The sequence below is a fragment of the Streptomyces sp. S07_1.15 genome (assembly GCF_020739505.1).
GTDB lineage: Bacteria > Actinomycetota > Actinomycetes > Streptomycetales > Streptomycetaceae > Streptomyces > Streptomyces xinghaiensis.
Window position 1 is genome coordinate 6,116,049 of sequence record NZ_JAJBZK010000001.1, and the last position, 16,929, is coordinate 6,132,977.

Here is a 16,929-nt window from a genome sequence, read left to right on the forward strand (position 1 = left end):
GACGGCTTCCGAGGTCTGCCACGGAACGGTGGACGGGGCCGGCCGCCGTCCCCGCCGGTTCAGTCCGTGCCGAGGCTGCGGAGGACGAGGCCGGTGGCGGGCTTGGGCCCGAAGGACGTCGACTTGCGGGGCATCATCACACCCTGCTCCGCCAGATGCCGGACGGTCTCCTCGCGGACCGGCCGCATCAGGACGGCGGTGCCGCCGTGGCGTTCCACCTGCTCCACGGCCGCCGCCGCGTCGTGGATGTAGCGGATGTGCTCCGGATCGTCGGGAACCTCCCAGATCCGTCCCAGCAGCACCGAGTGCAGCACCGTGGCGTCCAGGGTCCGCCAGGCGCGGGGGCGGCCGGCGGGGACCGTGCGGGCGAGCAGGGCGGGGTCGGGGCGGTCGACGAGGTGGAAGCTTCCGTCATCCCCGGCGAGCAGGAAGGCGTTGCCGGTGGCGCCGGGGTCGGCACTGGCACCGGCGAGGGAACCGTCTTCGTCGCCGCCGGTGGTCCCGGTCCCCCGTTCCGTGGGCTCCGCGGGGTCGCCCAGGGCCTTGAGGGCGTGCGGGAGCGGTCCGTCCACCCGGCGCACGCGGAAGGCGCCGCGGAGCGCGTCCAGCGCCTCGGGAAGGGGCAGACGCGGCAGCAGCCGGTGGATGGCGCGGACCCGCAGGGGGTGGCGTGCGGTGTCGACGAGCAGTACCAGACCGGAGTCCCAGGGCCCGGGGGAGGGCTGTTCCTCGCGCAGCCGGAGATAGGTCGCCCAGCGGTGGTGGCCGTCGGCGATGAGGGCCCGGCGGCGGCTGAGGTCGGCGTCGGCCTCGGCCAGTTCGGCCGGATCGGTGACCGCCCACAGGCGGTGGCGCCGGCCGTCCTCCGTGACCGTGGTGAGCAGCGGGGCACCGCGTACCGCGCGCTCGATGACGGCGGCGGCGCCGCGCGGACCGCCGTCGCCGCCGTCGCCGCCCTCACCGCTGCCATCGCCGTCCTCCGCGTCGTCGCCGCGGTAGGTGAGCAGGAGCGGTTCGAGGTTGGCGGCCGTCGCCCGCATGAGGGCGGCCCGGTCGGCGACGACGTCCGGCATGACGTCCTCGTGCGGCAGGACCACGCCCTCCTCGGGCGGGGAGAGGCGGAGGGCGCCGATCAGGCCGCGCTGCAGCAGGCCCTCGCCGTACTGCTCGTAGACGTAGAGGGCCGGTTCCGGATCGGCTCTGAGGACGCCCTCGGCGCGCCAGCGGCGCAGTGTCTCGCCGGCCTGCCGGTGGCAGACGGCCGGGTCGGCGCCGTGCGGCAGGATGAGGCGGACGATGTTGTACGGGTCGGCCGTCTCCAGATGGCGCAGCCCGTCGGGCCGGACCACCACGTCGTACGGCGGTGAGGTCACGGCGGCCAGGCTGCCGACCCGCTCCGGGGCGTAGCGCAGACCGCGGAACGGCGACAGCCGCAGACCGCCGCGGGTGAGACCGGTTCTGCTCATTGGTGCATGTTATGCGCCTGCGGACGATGCGGGATGATCGGGGGACAAGTACCGAGCGAGGGGCGGGAGTCCATGGGAGAGCAGGGCGCGACCGGGGTCCGTACCCGCACCGACGGGAGGGAGCGGCCGCTGTGCGCGGAGTACGACACGGCCCTCCTGGACCTGGACGGTGTGGTGTACGCGGGCGGCGAGGCGATCGAGCACGCCGTGGAGGCGCTGGAGACGGCGCGGGACGGCGGGATGCGCCTGGCGTACGTCACCAACAACGCCTCGCGGACGCCGCTGGACGTCGCCGCCCTGCTGACCCGGCTCGGGGTGCCCGCCGAGGCCGCCGAGGTGATCACCTCGGCGCAGGCGGTGGCCCGGCTGATCTCCGAACAGGTGCCCGCCGGCTCGCGGGTGCTGGCCGTCGGCGGTGAGGGACTGCGGGTGGCGCTGCGCGAACGGGGCCTGGAGCCGGTGGAGTCGGCGGAGGACGGCCCGGCCGCGGTCGTCCAGGGCTACGACCCGAAGCTGGGCTGGGAGCAGCTGGCGGAGGCGGCGTACGCCGTGGGCCGCGGGGTGCCCTGGTTCGCGTCCAACACGGATCTGACGATCCCGACCGGGCGGGGCCGGGCGCCCGGGAACGGGGCGCTGGTGGAGGTGGTCCGGATCGCCGCGGGCGGGCGGCCGCAGGTCGCCGGGAAGCCGCTGCCGCCGATGCACCGGGAGACGATCCTGCGCACCGGGGCGCGGCGGCCGCTGGTCGTCGGCGACCGTCTGGACACCGACATCGAGGGCGCGCACGCCGGTGGCGTCGACTCGCTGCTCGTGCTCACCGGGGTGACCGACGCCGCGCAGCTGCTGGCCGCGCCGCCGCACCACCGGCCCGCCTATGTCGCGGCCGATCTGCGCGGGCTGCTCACCGGCCATCCGGAGACCGAGGCCGCCGTGCCCGCCGTGCCCGGCGGGGCCGGCCCGGAGGGTCACCGGTGCGGCGGCTGGACGGCCCGGGTGGTCCGCGGCGAACTGCTGCTGGAGGGCGGCGGCGATCCGCTGGACGGGCTGCGCGCCGGCTGCGCGGCGGTGTGGACGGTGGCCGGCGGGGGCTCGGGCGAGGGTGTGGAGACGGCGAAGGCGCTGGCGCGGCTGGGCCTCGGCTGAGCCGGGCGGGGCGGAGCCGTGGCGGGGCGGTCCCGGTCCGCGCCGGGCGCCCGCCGTCTCCCCTCCAGTCCGCGGCCGGTCTCCCGCCCCGGCCGTGACGCGGGCGGGCGGACGGGGTGCGGGGCCCGGGGCCGGATACCGGGCGGAGTCGTCGGCCGGCCTTCCGTCGATGCGGCTGTGGGCCCACGGCCGCCCGGACCTGCCGAACGCGCCACGCCCGCGCGACTGGCGCCGGCGCAGCGCGCCGGTCGCCGACGGGGACGGGACGATGCCCCGTGGGGCCTGACCGCCTGCGCCGCTCACAGCAGGGAGCGGAGGCGGAGGAGGTCGCGGAAGCCCGCCTCCAGCCGGACCCGGCCGCTGCCCCAGGCCTTGGCGAAGTGCAGCTCGCCGTCGACCATCGCGACAAGATCGTCCGAGGTCGTCGACAGCCGGATCTGGGCCTTCTCCGCCGGCGGTCCGGGGGCCGTGGTCACGCCCTCGATCCGGCCGTTGGCGAGCCGTCCGGTGAAGGTGGTGTCGAGATCGGTGATGTGGCAGCTCAGCGAGCGGTTCATGGCGGCGGCGCCGCGGACGTCGTCGTCCGCGCCGGCGAGATTCTCCGACAGCCGTTCCAGTGCCCGGTGGCAGTCCTCGATGGTCCTGGTCATCCCGGCCGACGTTACCCCAGACCGGCATGCGCGGCGGACGGCCGGATCCGGGTAGCGTCGGGGGCATGAACGGCATGAACGAGCCGCTGCCCGGCGCCGGGCCGGGGCCGGTGGCGGAGCACGGTCAGGGCGGCGTGGTCCCGGTGGCGGGCGGGCCCGCCGGTCCGGAGTCCCCGGCCGGGGACGGAGGGCCGGACGCGGCCCCGGCGCCCCCCGGCCCCGCTCCCGGCGCGGAGAGCGCCGGCCCGGAGCGGCCCGGCATCACCGCGGCGGAGCCAGGGACCGCGGCTCGGGAGGACGGTCCCGCCGCGGCGGAGGCCGGCGATCCGGACGCGCCGGCCGGCCCCGCGCCCCTCGGCGTCCCGCGGACGCCCACGGGGAACGCCGGGGTGGACGCCGCGCTCGACCGGCTGGCCGATGTGGACCACCTCCCCGGTGACGGGCACATCGAGGTGTACGAGGATGTGCACCGGGCCCTGCGCGACACCCTGACCGCGCTCGACCAGCGGCCGGGCCCGCCGGGTCCCTCCCCCGCTCCGTCCGCACCGTCCGCCCCGTCCGCCCCGCGCCCGTCCGCCCCGTACGACACCAGGAGCTGAACCCCCCGTGGCAGTGTCACGACGCCGACTCGACGCGGAGCTGGTGCGCCGCAAACTGGCCCGCTCGCGCGAACACGCCGGCCAGTTGATCGCCGCGGGCCGGGTCACGGTCGGGGGCAGCGTGGCCGGCAAGCCGGCCACGCAGGTGGAGACCAGCGCGGCGGTCGTGGTGATCCCCGATGACGGCGACCCCGACTACGTCTCCCGCGGCGGCCACAAACTGGCCGGGGCCCTGGCGGCCTTCACGCCCCTCGGGCTGGAGGTGAAGGGCCGCCGCGCGCTCGACGCGGGCGCCTCGACCGGCGGGTTCACCGATGTGCTGCTCCGGGCGGGCGCGGCACACGTCGTCGCCGTGGACGTCGGCTACGGCCAGCTCGCCTGGGCGCTGCGGAACGATGAACGGGTCACCGTGCGGGACCGTACGAACGTCCGTGACCTGGAACCCGACCTCATCGGCGGGCAGCCGGCCGGCATCGTCACCGGCGATCTGTCCTTCATCCCCCTCGGGCTCGTCCTGCCCGCCCTGGTGCGCTGTGCCGCCCCGGACGCGGATCTGGTGCTCATGGTGAAACCGCAGTTCGAGGTGGGCCGGGAGCGGCTGGGCAGCGGAGGGGTCGTCCGGAGCCCCGAACTGCGGGCCGAGGCGGTGCGCAAGGTCGCCGGACAGGCGGCGGAACTCGGTCTCGGCGTGCTGGGCGTCACCGCGAGCCCGCTGCCCGGACCGTCCGGAAACGTCGAGTACTTCCTCTGGCTGCGTGCCGGGGCACCCGCACTCGACCCCGCAGCAGTGGACCGAGCAGTGGCGGAGGGGCCGCGGTGACGACGACAACAGCACGGACGGTATTCCTGCTCGCGCACACCGGCCGGCGGGCCGCCGTGCGCAGCGCCGAACTGGTGGTGCAGGGGCTGCTGAGAAGCGGGATAGGAGTCCGGGTCCTGGCGGAGGAGGCCGCGGAGCTCACGCTGCCGCCCGTCGTCGAGCTGGTGGACGCCGAGGAGGACGTGCTGGACGGCTGCGAGCTGCTGATGGTCCTCGGCGGGGACGGCACGCTGCTGCGCGGCGCCGAGTTCGCCCGGGCCTCCGGGGTGCCGATGCTCGGCGTCAACCTCGGCCGGGTCGGTTTCCTCGCCGAGGCGGAGCGCGACGACCTCGACAAGGTGGTGGACCGCGTCGTCACGCGCGACTACGAGGTCGAGGAGCGGATGACGCTCGATGTGGTCGTCCGGAACAACGGGCAGATCGCGCACCGCGACTGGGCGCTCAACGAGGCCTCCGTGGAGAAGGCCTCCCGCGAGCGGATGCTGGAGGTCGTCACGGAGATCGACGGCCGTCCGGTCTCCCGCTTCGGCGGTGACGGAGTGGTGTGCGCCACGCCCACCGGCTCGACGGCGTACGCCTTCTCGGCCGGCGGCCCGGTCGTCTGGCCGGGCGTGGAGGCGCTGCTGATGGTGCCGATCAGCGCGCACGCGCTGTTCGCCAAACCGCTGGTGACCACACCGGACGCGGTGCTGGCCGTCGAGGTGCAGCCGGAGACGCCCCACGGCGTGCTGTGGTGTGACGGCCGGCGCACGGTCGAACTGCCCGCCGGCGCCCGCGTGGAGGTGCGGCGCGGAGCGGTGCCCGTGCGCCTGGCGCGGCTGCACCACGCCTCGTTCACCGACCGGCTGGTGGCCAAGTTCGCGCTCCCGGTGGCCGGTTGGCGCGGGGCGCCGCACTGACCGGGGGAGCCGCGGCGAAGGGATGACGGGCGGACACGGCGCCCGGGACGGGAATCAACCGGAACGCTCCGGAACCACTCCGTCGAAGGGTCTCCCGGCCCGTCGCGGGGGAGGTACGTCGCGCCGCGCCCCCCGTACCTCGTAAGGTCGTGTCCGTGCTGGAGGAAATGCGGATACGGTCGCTCGGAGTCATCGACGACGCCGTTGTGGAGCTGTCACCCGGCTTCACGGCGGTCACCGGCGAGACGGGCGCCGGCAAGACCATGGTCGTCACCAGCCTCGGTCTGCTGCTCGGCGGACGGGCCGACGCGGGCCTGGTGCGGATCGGGTCGAAGGCGGCGGTCGTCGAGGGACGGATCGTGCTGCCCCCCGACACCCCCGCCGCGCGGCGGGCCGAGGAGGCGGGCGCCGAGCTGGACGACGGCGCGCTGCTCATCAGCCGCACCCTCTCCGCCGAGGGGCGCTCGCGGGCCCATCTGGGCGGGCGGTCGGTGCCCGTCGGGCTGCTCGGCGAGCTGGCCTCGGACCTGGTGGCGGTGCACGGCCAGACCGACCAGCAGGGGCTGCTGCGGCCCGCCCGGCAGCGGCAGGCGCTGGACCGCTACGCGGGCTACGCCGTCGCGGGCCCGCTCGGCGAGTACACCGTCGCGTACCAGCGGCTGCGCACCGTCGCGGCGGAGCTGGAGGAGCTGACGACCCGCGCCCGGGAGCGGGCCGCCGAGGCCGACCGGCTCCGCTTCGGCCTGGAGGAGATCGCCGCCGCCGAGCCGCAGCCCGGCGAGGACGCCGAACTGGCCGCCGAGGCCGAGCGGCTGCGCCACGCCGAGGCCCTCGCCACCGCCGCGACCGCCGCGCACGGCGCGCTCGCCGGCAACCCCGAGGATCTGGAGGCGGTCGACGCCGGGGCCCTGGTGGGCGGCGCGCACCGCGCCCTGGAGGCCGTGCGCTCGCACGACCCGGCGCTGGCCGCGCTCGCCGACCGGATCGGCGAGATCGGCATCCTGCTGGCGGACGTCGCCGGGGAGCTCGCCGGCTACGCCGGTGACCTCGACGCCGACCCGCTGCGGCTCGCCGCGGTCGAGGAGCGCCGGTCCGTCCTCACCCACCTCGTCCGCAAGTACGGCACGGAGGACGGCGACCCGGCCGGACCGGGGGGCGGGGACATCGCGGGCGTCCTCGCCTGGGCGGAGCGGAGCGCGGCCCGGCTCGCCGAACTGGAGGGCGACGACGACCGGATCGGCGGACTGGCCGCGGAACGCGACGAACTGCGCGTCCAACTCTCCGAAATGGCCCGGACCCTCACCGACGCGCGCACCGAGGCCGCCAAGCGACTCGCCGACGCCGTCACCACCGAACTCGCCCAACTCGCCATGCCCCACGCCCGGGTGAGCATCGACATCCGGCAGACGGACGACCCGGACGGCATCGAGGTGGACGGCCGCACCGTCGCCTTCGGCCCGACCGGAGCCGACGAGGTGGAGCTGCTGCTCGCCCCGCATCCGGGCGCCCCGGCCCGGCCCATCGCCAAGGGCGCCTCGGGCGGTGAGCTGTCCCGCGTGATGCTCGCCGTCGAGGTCGTCTTCGCCGGGGCCTCACCGGTGCCCACCTACCTCTTCGACGAGGTGGACGCGGGGGTCGGCGGCAAGGCCGCGGTGGAGGTCGGCCGGCGGCTGGCCCGGCTGGCCAGGTCGGCGCAGGTCGTCGTCGTCACGCATCTGCCGCAGGTCGCCGCCTTCGCCGACCGCCATCTGGTGGTGGAGAAGACCCACGACGGGTCGGTGACCCGCAGCGGCGTGCAGGCGATGGAGGGGGAGGACCGCATCCGCGAGCTGTCCCGGATGCTCGCCGGCCAGGAGGACTCCGAACTGGCCCGCGCGCACGCCGAGGAACTGCTGGCCGCGGCCCGCGCGGCGGCCGGAGGGCCGGAGGAGCCGGGGGAGGCCGGGGAGCCCGGCTGAGTCTGCCACCCCCGGGGCCGGGGGCGCAGCCGCTCACCGGTCCCGGCCACCCGGCCCGCCCGGGGCGCGTAGGGTGTCGGGCGGTTCAGCGGTGAGGGGAGCGGACGATGACGGTGCCGGACGGCGCGGAACGCGGGCGTACGCAGGTGCTGTTCGCCGCGGCGGGGGCGGCCCGGGCCGTCTTCGCCGGGATACGCCGCAGGCCGCCGGGCGGTGCGGCGCTGTGGGAGCGGCGCAACCACGCCGGCCGGCCGGTCGATCTGTACGCCGGTCCGGCGGTGGTGCTGGGCACCGCGCTCGCGGCGGCGACCGTCCCCGGCCTCCCGGCCCGGGTGCGCGGGGCCGCGGCGCTGGCGGTCCTCGCGGCGGGTGCCTGCGGCGCGTACGACGACCTGGCGGGCCGGAACGACGCCCGGCGCGGCTTCCGCGCCCATCTGACCGCGCTGCGGCACGGGGAGATCACCTCCGGCGGGATCAAGCTGCTCGGCATCGGCGCGGCCGGGCTCGCCGCCGGAGCGCTGGTGCGGCGGCGGCCGCTCGACGCGCTGCCGGCCGGCCTGGTCGTCGCCGGAGCCGCGCATCTGGTCAATCTGCTGGACGTACGGCCCGGGCGGGCCGCCAAGGCCGTCCTCGCGATGGGCGCGCCCGTGCTGCTGCGCGGGGGAGCGGCGGGTCTGCTCTGTGCCGCGCCGATGGGAGCCGCGGCCGCCCTGCTCGCGGACGACCTGGACGAGCGCACGATGCTCGGCGACACCGGCGCGCACGCGCTCGGCGCCGGGCTCGGCCTGGCGGTCGCGGCCGGCAGCGACCGCGCGGGGCTGCTGCTGGCCGCGGCCGTGCTGCTCGCCGCCGCGGTGGCCGGGGAGCGGATCGGTGACGGGCCCGCCTGGCTCGACCGGCCCGTCCTGCGCGTCTGGGACGCGCTGGGCCGCCGGCCGGACCCGGTCTCGGTCTTCTCGCGCGGGGCGACGCCGGTCCGGGTCACGGGGGGTCGCAGAGGCTGAACGGGCGTGCGGGCGGCGGGAGTCGAGGCGGCTGCCGGCAGTGGGAGAGGGGCAGGCATCCTGGGGGGCGCGCCGTCCGCCGTACCGGGCCGGCGCGGGCCGTGCCGGGTGCGGTGGGGGCCGTGACAGGTCCGGCGGCGCCGGGCGGGATCGGGGCCCGAGCGGGTTCCGCCCGCCGCCCGGGACCGGTGACGGGCCGCCGGCTCCGGACCCGTGCCCCGTGCCCCCGCGCCACCGACCGGAGCGGATCGGACCCGACCGGGCCGGAATCGGACCACACCCAGGACACCTCCAGGAGTGCACCCCGAAGTGAGCAGCACACCCGTACCGCCGCACCGGGAACCGGGGCTGCACGCCGTCCATGTGCTCGGGCACGGCCGTTCCGGCAGCGGCGCGCAGGTGCGCGCCCTGGCCGCCGGACTGGTGGCCCGGGGCGTGCGCGTCACGGTCTGCGCCCCGCGCTGCGCCGAGCGGGCCCACGACTTCACCGGCTCCGGGGCGCACTTCGCCGCCACCGCGCTCCGGGCCGACCCGGCCACGGTCGCCGTGCTGCGTGCCGTGTGCGCCGGGGCCGACGTCGTCCACGCGCACGGTCTCCGTGCCGCGTTCCGGGTCTCCCTCGCGCTGGGCCGCGGCTCCGTACCGCTGGTCGTCACCTGGCACCGCGGGGCGTACGCGGAGGGGGTGCGGGGCGGCCTGGTGCGGCTGATGGAGCGCCGGGCGGCCCGGACGGCCGCGGTCGTGCTCGGCGCGACCACGGAACTCGTCGACCGGGCCCGGCGGCGCGGGGCGCGGGACGCCCGGCTGGTGTCCGTCATGCTGCCCCCGCGGCGCCCGCCCGCGGAGAGCGGCAGCGACGCGGTCCGGTCCGGACGGCCGGACGCGCGGACCGCCCGGCGGGCCGCTCTCGGCGCGCAGGGGCGGCCGCTGCTGCTCGCGGTCGGCCGCCTCGCTCCCGGGGAGGGGATGCGGCCGCTGCTGGACGCCGCCCGGGCCTGGAGCGTCCGCGAGCCGCGTCCGCTGCTCCTCGTCACCGGGGACGGGCCCGCCAGGACGGCGCTGCAGCGGCGGATCGACTTCGAGGACCTGCCCGTGCGGCTGCTCGGCCACCGGCCCGACGGGGCGGAACTCGTCGCCGCCGCCGACGTCCTGCTGCTGCCGGGCCGCCGCGACGCGCCGCTGCCGCTCGTCCGGGAGGCCCTGCGGGCGGGTGTGCCCATGGTCGCGGTGGGCTCCGGCGCGGTGCGCGATCTCGCCGGCGACGCGGCCGAGTTCGTCCCCTACGGCGACCCCCGCGCCCTCGCGGAGGCCGTCGGCGGGCTGCTCGCCGACCCCGGACGGCGCGAGCGGCTCCGGGCGGCGGGCCGGGCGCGTGCCGCGCACGGCCCCACGGCGGAGGACACGGTGGCGCAGGTGCTGAGCGTCTACGACGAACTGGCCGGCCGCCCGGTCAGGTGGAGGCGCGGACGATCAGCCGCGCCTGGGTGATCACCGGCGCCAGGCCCTCGTCCGGCGGGGCGACGCCGAGCCGGCGCAGCAGCAGGCCGGCCATCAGGCGCCCCATCTCCTCCACCTCCTGGCGGACGGTGGTGAGCGGCGGATCCGACCAGCTCGCGGGCTCCATGTCGTCGTACCCGACGATCGCCACGTCCTCCGGCACCCGCAGGCCGCGGGCGCGCAGGGCGCGCAGGGCGCCGGTGGCCATCAGGTCCGAGGAGGCGAAGACGGCGTCCAGATCCGGGCAGCGGTCCAGGAGTTCGAGCATGGCGCGCTCGCCGCCCTCGGCGGTGAAGTCCCCCTGGGCGACGTCTCCGGGGCCCCCGAGGGCGTCCCGGTAGCCGTCCAGGCGGTCGGCCGCGGAGGTCTGGTCGAGCGGGCCGGTGATGACGGCGATCCGTTTCCGGCCGCGGTCCCGCAGATGCCGGACGGCCTGCCGGGCACCGTCGCGGTTGTCGGTGTCGACGTACAGCAGCCCGGGGTCCTCCTCGGCGCCCGGCCAGCCGGGGCGGCCGCCGAAGACCGCGGGCAGGCCGGAGGCGGCGGCCATGCCGGGCAGCGGATCGTCGCGGTGCAGGGAGAACATCAGCGTGCCGTCGACGTGGCCGCCGGAGAGGTAGCGGCCGATCCGGTCGTAGTCCTCCCGCCGCTCCACCAGCATCAGCACCAGCTGGGTGTCGTACGCGGCCAGTTCGCGGCTGATGCCGCGCAGCTGCTGGGCGAAGAAGGGATCGGCGAAAACCCGCCGCTCCGGTTCGGCGACGATCACGGCGACGGCCCCGGTGCGCCGGGTGACGAGCGAACGCGCGGCGCTGTTGGGAATGTACCCGAGATCCGCCACCGCCCGCTCCACCCGGTCCCGTACGGCCGCACGGACGCCCGTACTGCCGTTGACCACCCGCGAGACGGTGGCCCGGGACACTCCGGCGTGCGCGGCGACGGCTTCCAGCGTGGGACGGGTATCGGCCACCTTCAACTCCTCTTTTCTCCAGGAGGCTTGACGCTACCGCCTGAGATCGGCACTGTCTTCCGCATGGCTTGAGAGCGCTCTCACATAGCCCCTCGACCCCCACCATGCGAGGAGAGCGGACCCATGAGCAAGAAAATCAAGCTGGCCGCGGCCGTGGCCGGAGTCGTCGCGGGTACCGCGATGATCCTGCCCGCGGCCTGGGCCGGATCCCCGGCGGACACGCCCGCCGGCGACGACCGGACCCGCGCCGGCGCCCTCCAGGAGGTCTGGCGCGCGGACTTCGACGGACCGGCGGGCGCGCTGCCGCCGAGCTCCGACTGGATCATCGACACCGGCACCTCCTACCCGGGCGGTCCGGCGAACTGGGGCACCGGCGAGACCCAGACGTACACCGACGATCCGGCCAATGTCAGCCAGGACGGCCGGGGCAATCTGCGGATCACCCCGCTCAAGGACGGCTCCGGGACGTGGACCTCGGCCCGGATCGAGACCCGCCGGACCGACTTCGCCGCCCCCGAGGGCGGCACGATGCGCATCGAGGCGCGCATCCAGATGCCCGACATCACGGGCGAGGAGGCGCTCGGCTACTGGCCGGCCTTCTGGACCCTGGGCGCGGACTTCCGGGGCGACTACTGGAACTGGCCGGGGATCGGCGAGTTCGACATCATGGAGAACGTCAACGGGCTCAACACCGTATGGGGCGTGCTCCACTGCGGCACCGCGCCCGGCGGCCCCTGCAACGAGTACGACGGCCGCGGCGGCTCCACCACCTGCCCCGGCAGCAGCTGCCAGTCCGGCTTCCACACCTTCGCCCTGGAACTCGACCGGACCGGCTCCACCGAGTATCTGCGCTGGTACGTCGACGGGCAGCACTACCACACGGTGAGCTCGGCCGACCTGGACGCCGCCACCTGGGCCGACGCCGCCCACCACGGCCACTTCGTGCTGCTCAACGTGGCCATGGGCGGCGCCTTCCCCGACGGGGTCGCGGGCCACGCCACCCCCACCGCCGCCACCCGGCCCGGGGTGCCCATGATCGTCGACTACGTCTCCGTCCAGCAGAGCGGGTGAGCCGCACGATCAGTCGCGGGACGCGCTTCACCCTCACCCTCGACGCCTCCTGAGCGACCCCGTTCCCCCCTCGTGTCAGGGAGGGGGGCGGGCCGGAAAGCACCGGGCCCCGGCGGACAACGCGTCCGCCGGGGCCCGGTGGTGTGGCAGGAGCGGGGGATCAGGCGCCGTACGCTCCGGACGCCGTCAGCCGCAGCGCCGTGTCGATCAGCGGAACGTGGCTGAACGCCTGCGGGAAGTTGCCCACCTGGCGCTGGAGCCGCGGGTCCCACTCCTCCGCGAGCAGACCGAGGTCGTTGCGGAGCCCCAGCAGCTTCTCGAAGAGCTTGCGGGCCTCCTCGACCCGGCCGATCATCGCCAGGTCGTCGGCCAGCCAGAACGAGCAGGCCAGGAAGGCGCCCTCGTCGCCCTCCAGGCCGTCCACGCCCGCCTCCTCGCCCTCCGTCGGGTAGCGGAGCACGAAACCGTCCGAGGTCGACAGCTCCCGCTGGATCGCCTCGATGGTGCCTATGACCCGCTTGTCGTCCGGCGGCAGGAAGCCCATCTGCGGGATCAGCAGCAGCGAGGCGTCCAGCTCCCGTGAGCCGTAGGACTGGGTGAAGGTGTTCCGTTCCTTGTCGTAGCCCTTCTCGCAGACGGTGCGGTGGATCTCGTCGCGCAGATCGCGCCAGCGGTCCAGCGGGCCGTCCACGTCGCCCGACTCGATCAGCTTCACCGTGCGGTCGACGGCGACCCACGCCATCACCTTGGAGTGCACGAAGTGCCGGCGCGGACCGCGGACCTCCCAGATGCCCTCGTCCGGCTCGTCCCAGTGGTCCTCCAGGTAGCTGATCAGCTTGATCTGGAGCAGGCTGGCGTAGTCGTTGCGGGCCAGACCGGTCATATGGGCCAGGTGCAGCGCCTCGGTGACCTCGCCGTAGACGTCGAGCTGGAGCTGGCCCGCGGCGCCGTTGCCGACCCGCACCGGCTGGGAGTTCTCGTAGCCGGGCAGCCAGGTCAGCTCGGTCTCGCCCAGCTCGCGCTCGCCCGCGATGCCGTACATGATCTGCAGGTTCTCCGGGTCGCCGGCGACCGCGCGCAGCAGCCACTCGCGCCAGGCGCGGGCCTCCTCGCGGTAGCCGGTGCGCAGCAGCGAGGAGAGGGTGATCGCGGCGTCCCGCAGCCAGGTGAAGCGGTAGTCCCAGTTGCGGCTGCCGCCGACGTCCTCGGGGAGGGAGGTGGTGGGCGCGGCGACGATGCCGCCGGTCGGCCCGTACGTCAGCGCCTTGAGCGTGATCAGTGAGCGCACCACCGCGTCCCGGTACGGGCCGTGGTAGGTGCACTGGGCCACCCAGTCGCGCCAGAAGTCCTCGGTCGCCTCCAGGGACGTCTCGGGCTCCGGCAGCGGCGGGGGCTGCTTGTGCGAGGGCTGCCAGCTGATGGTGAAGGCGATCCGCTCACCCGGCGAGATGGTGAAGTCCGCGTAGGTGGTGAGGTCCTCGCCGTACGTGGGCACGGGGGAGTCCAGCCACACCGAGTCGGGGCCGGCGACGGCGACCGTGCGGTCGTCCACCTTGTGCACCCACGGCACGACCCAGCCGTAGGAGAACCGCATCCGCAGCGCGGACCGCATCCGCACCCGGCCGCTGACGCCCTCGACGATGCGGATCAGCTGGGGGGCGCCGTCACGCGGCGGCATGAAATCGATCACTCTGACCGTGCCGCGCGGGGTGTCCCACTCCGACTCCAGGACCAGGGAGTCGCCGCGGTAGCGCCGGCGGTCGGCCGCCGGGGGCTCGGCGTCCTTCGCGTGGGCCGGTCCCAGCCGCCAGAAGCCGTGCTCGTCCGTCCCGAGGAGACCGGCGAAGATGGCATGGGAGTCGAAGCGGGGCAGGCACAGCCAGTCTGCTGTCCCGTCCCGGCAGACGAGGGCGGCGGTCTGCATATCGCCGATGAGTGCGTAGTCCTCGATGCGCCCGGCCACGTGCATCTCCAGTCGAACGGCCTTTGGTGCCCCGGGGAAGGGGTCTTGCGGTCAAGGGAACATGTGACGAGTCTCGTTCCGGTGACTGACGTGGGTGGTGCCATGCCGGCCGGCTCGCTGATGTGTCCGAGAAGGATACGACGCTGGAATGGGTTCCGTGTGACGGTCCGGGCAAGGTGACTGAGCCGAACGGGTGGGCTACCGCACGCAGTGGCCGAGGGGGCTTGCGCGGATGGCCGGAAGCGGCCGTCCGCGGTCGCTGATACCCTGGTGGCCCGTGGACCGGTGGGAAGCGTCCGTTGAGACCGCACCCCGGAACCGCAGCGCCGGCACCCCGTCCGAAAGGGGCCGATCCGCACCTCACTTCGCGACCACGGGAGCCCCCTCTTGGCCATCGCCGCTAAGCCCACGACGACCAAGCACCTCTTCGTCACCGGGGGTGTCGCCTCCTCGCTCGGCAAGGGACTCACCGCCTCCAGCCTCGGCCGGCTGCTCAAGGCCCGCGGTCTGCGCGTGACCATGCAGAAGCTCGACCCGTACCTCAACGTCGACCCGGGCACGATGAACCCCTTCCAGCACGGCGAGGTGTTCGTCACCAACGACGGCGCCGAGACCGACCTGGACATCGGCCACTACGAGCGCTTCCTCGACGTCGACCTCGACGGCTCCGCCAACGTCACCACCGGCCAGATCTACTCCACCGTGATCGCCAAGGAGCGGCGCGGCGAGTACCTGGGCGACACCGTGCAGGTCATCCCGCACATCACCAACGAGATCAAGCACCGGGTCCGGCGGATGGCCACGGAGGACGTGGACGTCGTCATCACCGAGGTCGGCGGCACCGTCGGCGACATCGAGTCGCTGCCGTTCCTGGAGGCCGTCCGCCAGGTCCGGCACGAGGTCGGCCGCGACAACGTGTTCGTCGTCCACATCTCGCTGCTGCCGTACATCGGCCCGTCCGGCGAACTCAAGACCAAGCCGACCCAGCACTCCGTCGCCGCGCTGCGCAACATCGGTATCCAGCCGGACGCGATCGTGCTCCGCGCCGACCGCGACGTCCCGGTCTCCATCAAGCGGAAGATCTCGCTGATGTGCGACGTCGACGAGGACGCCGTGGTGGCCTGCAAGGACGCCCCGTCCATCTACGACATCCCCAAGGTGCTGCACACCGAGGGCCTCGACGCCTACGTCGTCCGCAAGCTCGACCTGCCGTTCCGCGACGTGGACTGGACCGAGTGGGACGACCTGCTCGGCCGGGTCCACCGGCCGGCGCACGAGGTGACGGTCGCCCTCGTCGGCAAGTACATCGACCTGCCCGACGCCTATCTCTCCGTGACCGAGGCGCTGCGCGCGGGCGGCTTCGCCAACAACGCCCGGGTGAAGATCAAGTGGGTCGTCTCGGACGACTGCCGCACCCCGGCCGGCGCCAAGGAGCAGCTCGGCGACGTGGACGCGGTCTGCATCCCGGGCGGCTTCGGCGAGCGCGGCGTGGACGGCAAGGTCGGCGCCATCACCTACGCCCGCGAGCACAAACTGCCGCTGCTCGGCCTCTGCCTGGGCCTGCAGTGCATCGTGATCGAGGCGGCGCGCAACCTCGCCGGCGTCCCGGACGCCAACTCCACCGAGTTCGACGCCGCCACCGCGCACCCGGTCATCTCCACCATGGAGGAGCAGCTCGCCATCGTGGAGGGCGCCGGCGACCTCGGCGGCACCATGCGGCTCGGGATGTACCCGGCGAAGCTCGCGGAGGGCTCCATCGTCCGCGAGACCTACGGCGACCAGCCCTACGTCGAGGAGCGCCACCGGCACCGGTACGAGGTCAACAACACCTACCGCACCGAGCTGGAGAAGAAGGCCGGCCTGGTCTTCTCCGGCACCTCCCCGGACAACAAGCTGGTCGAGTTCGTCGAGTACCCGCGCGAGGTCCACCCGTATCTGGTCGCCACCCAGGCGCACCCGGAGCTGCGCTCCCGCCCGACCCGCCCGCACCCCCTCTTCGCGGGTCTGGTCAAGGCCGTGATCGACGGCCGCGCCTGAGGCCCGTCGGCGGGCGATACGGTTGCCGGGGGCCCGGGTTCACGGTCCGGCCCCCGGCGACGGCACGACGGAAGGACGCGGACAGCGCATGGGCACCCCCGACATCCGGGACACCCCGGAGGAGTGGCGGGTCACCGCCACCGAGACCCCGTTCACCGGCAACAAGACCGGCGTCCGCACGGACGAGGTCGTCATGCCGGACGGGAGCACCGCCCGCCGCGACTACCAGACGCACCCCGGCTCGGTGGCGGTCCTCGCCCTCGACGAGCGGGACCGGGTCCTGCTGCTGCGCCAGTACCGGCACCCGGTGCGGCAGAAGCTCTGGGAGATCCCGGCCGGCCTGCTCGACGTGCCGGGGGAGAACCCGCTGCACGCCGCCCAGCGGGAGCTGTACGAGGAGGCGCACGTCAAGGCGGAGGACTGGCGGGTCCTCACGGACGTCTACACCTCGCCCGGCGGCTGCGACGAGGCGGTGCGGATCTTCCTCGCCCGGGAGATCTCCGCGGTCGAGGGCGAGCGCTTCGAAGTCTCCGAGGAGGAGGCGGACATGGAGCTGGCCCGGGTGCCGCTGGCGGAGCTCGTCCGGGGGGTTCTGGCGGGCGATCTGCACAACAACTGCCTGGTGGTCGGCGTGCTCGCGCTGACGGCGGTACGCGCCTCCGGCGGCGACGAGACGCTCCGCCCGGCCGGGGCGCCGTGGCCGGCCCGGCCGTTCTCCTGAACCCTCCGGCTCCCGGACCTCTCTGCTCCTGAGGACCACCGCTTCTGAAAGTCCCCGCCCGGGGCGCTTCCCCCCGGGCCGCTTCCTCCTCCCGGCCGCCCGGCGGGTCTCTCCGCCGGGCGCCCGTCCGG

Annotated in this window: 14 protein-coding genes; 10 read left to right on the forward strand and 4 right to left on the reverse strand. The window is 75.1% G+C overall.

Features of this window, described 5'->3' with window-relative positions; all coding sequences use genetic code 11:
• Window positions 1-59: 59 nt before the first annotated feature.
• On the reverse strand, window positions 60-1,466 hold the full coding sequence (locus tag LIX60_RS26270; protein ID WP_227961200.1) for a DUF1015 family protein: 1,407 nt from the start codon (window positions 1,464-1,466) through the stop codon (window positions 60-62).
• A 72-nt stretch (window positions 1,467-1,538) separates the two neighbouring features.
• Between LIX60_RS26270 and LIX60_RS26275 the strand changes: the two genes are divergently transcribed.
• Window positions 1,539-2,609, forward strand: a complete 1,071-nt coding sequence (locus LIX60_RS26275; RefSeq protein ID WP_227961203.1) for an HAD-IIA family hydrolase — start codon at window positions 1,539-1,541, stop codon at window positions 2,607-2,609.
• A gap of 299 nt (window positions 2,610-2,908) precedes the next feature.
• Here LIX60_RS26275 and LIX60_RS26280 read toward each other — a convergent pair whose 3' ends face one another.
• The gene (locus tag LIX60_RS26280) at window positions 2,909-3,259 is read right to left on the reverse strand and encodes an SCP2 sterol-binding domain-containing protein (RefSeq protein WP_227961205.1); all 351 of its coding nucleotides are present in this window, start codon (window positions 3,257-3,259) and stop codon (window positions 2,909-2,911) included.
• Between the two features lie 65 nt (window positions 3,260-3,324).
• On the opposite strand from LIX60_RS26280, the gene LIX60_RS31975 reads away from it, so the two are divergent.
• From LIX60_RS31975 to LIX60_RS26310, 6 genes are all read left to right on the forward strand, one after another.
• On the forward strand, window positions 3,325-3,858 hold the full coding sequence (locus tag LIX60_RS31975) for a hypothetical protein (protein WP_374117921.1): 534 nt from the start codon (window positions 3,325-3,327) through the stop codon (window positions 3,856-3,858).
• Between the two features lie 13 nt (window positions 3,859-3,871).
• On the forward strand, window positions 3,872-4,678 hold the full coding sequence (locus tag LIX60_RS26290; RefSeq protein WP_227962931.1) for a TlyA family RNA methyltransferase: 807 nt from the start codon (window positions 3,872-3,874) through the stop codon (window positions 4,676-4,678).
• Window positions 4,675-5,577, forward strand: coding sequence for an NAD kinase (locus LIX60_RS26295; protein WP_125626067.1), 903 nt, complete (start codon window positions 4,675-4,677; stop codon window positions 5,575-5,577). Before LIX60_RS26290 ends, LIX60_RS26295 begins: the two co-directional genes overlap by 4 nt.
• A 167-nt stretch (window positions 5,578-5,744) precedes the next feature.
• A complete protein-coding gene (recN, locus tag LIX60_RS26300; RefSeq protein ID WP_227962932.1) occupies window positions 5,745-7,535 on the forward strand; it encodes a DNA repair protein RecN in 1,791 nt (596 codons plus the stop codon).
• Window positions 7,536-7,642: 107 nt separating this feature from the next.
• Window positions 7,643-8,539 (forward strand): hypothetical protein, encoded by an 897-nt coding sequence (locus LIX60_RS26305; protein WP_227961208.1) that lies wholly within the window; start codon window positions 7,643-7,645, stop codon window positions 8,537-8,539.
• A gap of 309 nt (window positions 8,540-8,848) precedes the next feature.
• Window positions 8,849-10,027, forward strand: a complete 1,179-nt coding sequence (locus LIX60_RS26310; protein ID WP_227961211.1) for a glycosyltransferase family 4 protein — start codon at window positions 8,849-8,851, stop codon at window positions 10,025-10,027.
• Here the strand turns inward: LIX60_RS26310 and LIX60_RS26315 are convergent.
• Window positions 9,990-11,006: a LacI family DNA-binding transcriptional regulator gene (locus LIX60_RS26315; protein ID WP_227961213.1), complete on the reverse strand. Its 1,017-nt coding sequence runs from the start codon at window positions 11,004-11,006 to the stop codon at window positions 9,990-9,992. The genes LIX60_RS26310 and LIX60_RS26315 overlap by 38 nt on opposite strands.
• A 123-nt stretch (window positions 11,007-11,129) precedes the next feature.
• Between LIX60_RS26315 and LIX60_RS26320 the strand changes: the two genes are divergently transcribed.
• Window positions 11,130-12,077, forward strand: a complete 948-nt coding sequence (locus LIX60_RS26320) for a glycoside hydrolase family 16 protein (RefSeq protein ID WP_227961215.1) — start codon at window positions 11,130-11,132, stop codon at window positions 12,075-12,077.
• A 160-nt stretch (window positions 12,078-12,237) separates the two neighbouring features.
• Here the strand turns inward: LIX60_RS26320 and LIX60_RS26325 are convergent, their stop codons facing one another.
• Window positions 12,238-14,046, reverse strand: a complete 1,809-nt coding sequence (locus LIX60_RS26325) for a glycoside hydrolase family 15 protein (RefSeq protein WP_227961219.1) — start codon at window positions 14,044-14,046, stop codon at window positions 12,238-12,240.
• A gap of 387 nt (window positions 14,047-14,433) precedes the next feature.
• On the opposite strand from LIX60_RS26325, the gene LIX60_RS26330 reads away from it, so the two are divergent.
• On the forward strand, window positions 14,434-16,077 hold the full coding sequence (locus tag LIX60_RS26330; protein WP_374117992.1) for a CTP synthase: 1,644 nt from the start codon (window positions 14,434-14,436) through the stop codon (window positions 16,075-16,077).
• Window positions 16,078-16,165: 88 nt separating this feature from the next.
• Window positions 16,166-16,798 carry an NUDIX hydrolase gene (locus tag LIX60_RS26335; protein ID WP_227961224.1) on the forward strand — a complete coding sequence of 211 codons (633 nt, stop codon included), beginning with the start codon at window positions 16,166-16,168 and terminating at the stop codon, window positions 16,796-16,798.
• Window positions 16,799-16,929 lie beyond the last annotated feature (131 nt).

Bases quoted from the DNA above. Each gene is read 5' to 3' on its own strand.
- LIX60_RS26270 (WP_227961200.1), bottom strand. From the start codon at position 1,466: ATGAGCAGAACCGGTCTCACCCGCGGCGGTCTGCGGCTGTCGCCGTTC.
- LIX60_RS26275 (WP_227961203.1), top strand. From the start codon at position 1,539: ATGGGAGAGCAGGGCGCGACCGGGGTCCGTACCCGCACCGACGGGAGG.
- LIX60_RS26280 (WP_227961205.1), bottom strand. From the start codon at position 3,259: ATGACCAGGACCATCGAGGACTGCCACCGGGCACTGGAACGGCTGTCG.
- LIX60_RS31975 (WP_374117921.1), top strand. From the start codon at position 3,325: ATGAACGGCATGAACGAGCCGCTGCCCGGCGCCGGGCCGGGGCCGGTG.
- recN (WP_227962932.1), top strand. From the start codon at position 5,745: ATGCGGATACGGTCGCTCGGAGTCATCGACGACGCCGTTGTGGAGCTG.
- LIX60_RS26305 (WP_227961208.1), top strand. From the start codon at position 7,643: ATGACGGTGCCGGACGGCGCGGAACGCGGGCGTACGCAGGTGCTGTTC.
- LIX60_RS26320 (WP_227961215.1), top strand. From the start codon at position 11,130: ATGAGCAAGAAAATCAAGCTGGCCGCGGCCGTGGCCGGAGTCGTCGCG.
- LIX60_RS26325 (WP_227961219.1), bottom strand. From the start codon at position 14,046: ATGCACGTGGCCGGGCGCATCGAGGACTACGCACTCATCGGCGATATG.
- LIX60_RS26335 (WP_227961224.1), top strand. From the start codon at position 16,166: ATGGGCACCCCCGACATCCGGGACACCCCGGAGGAGTGGCGGGTCACC.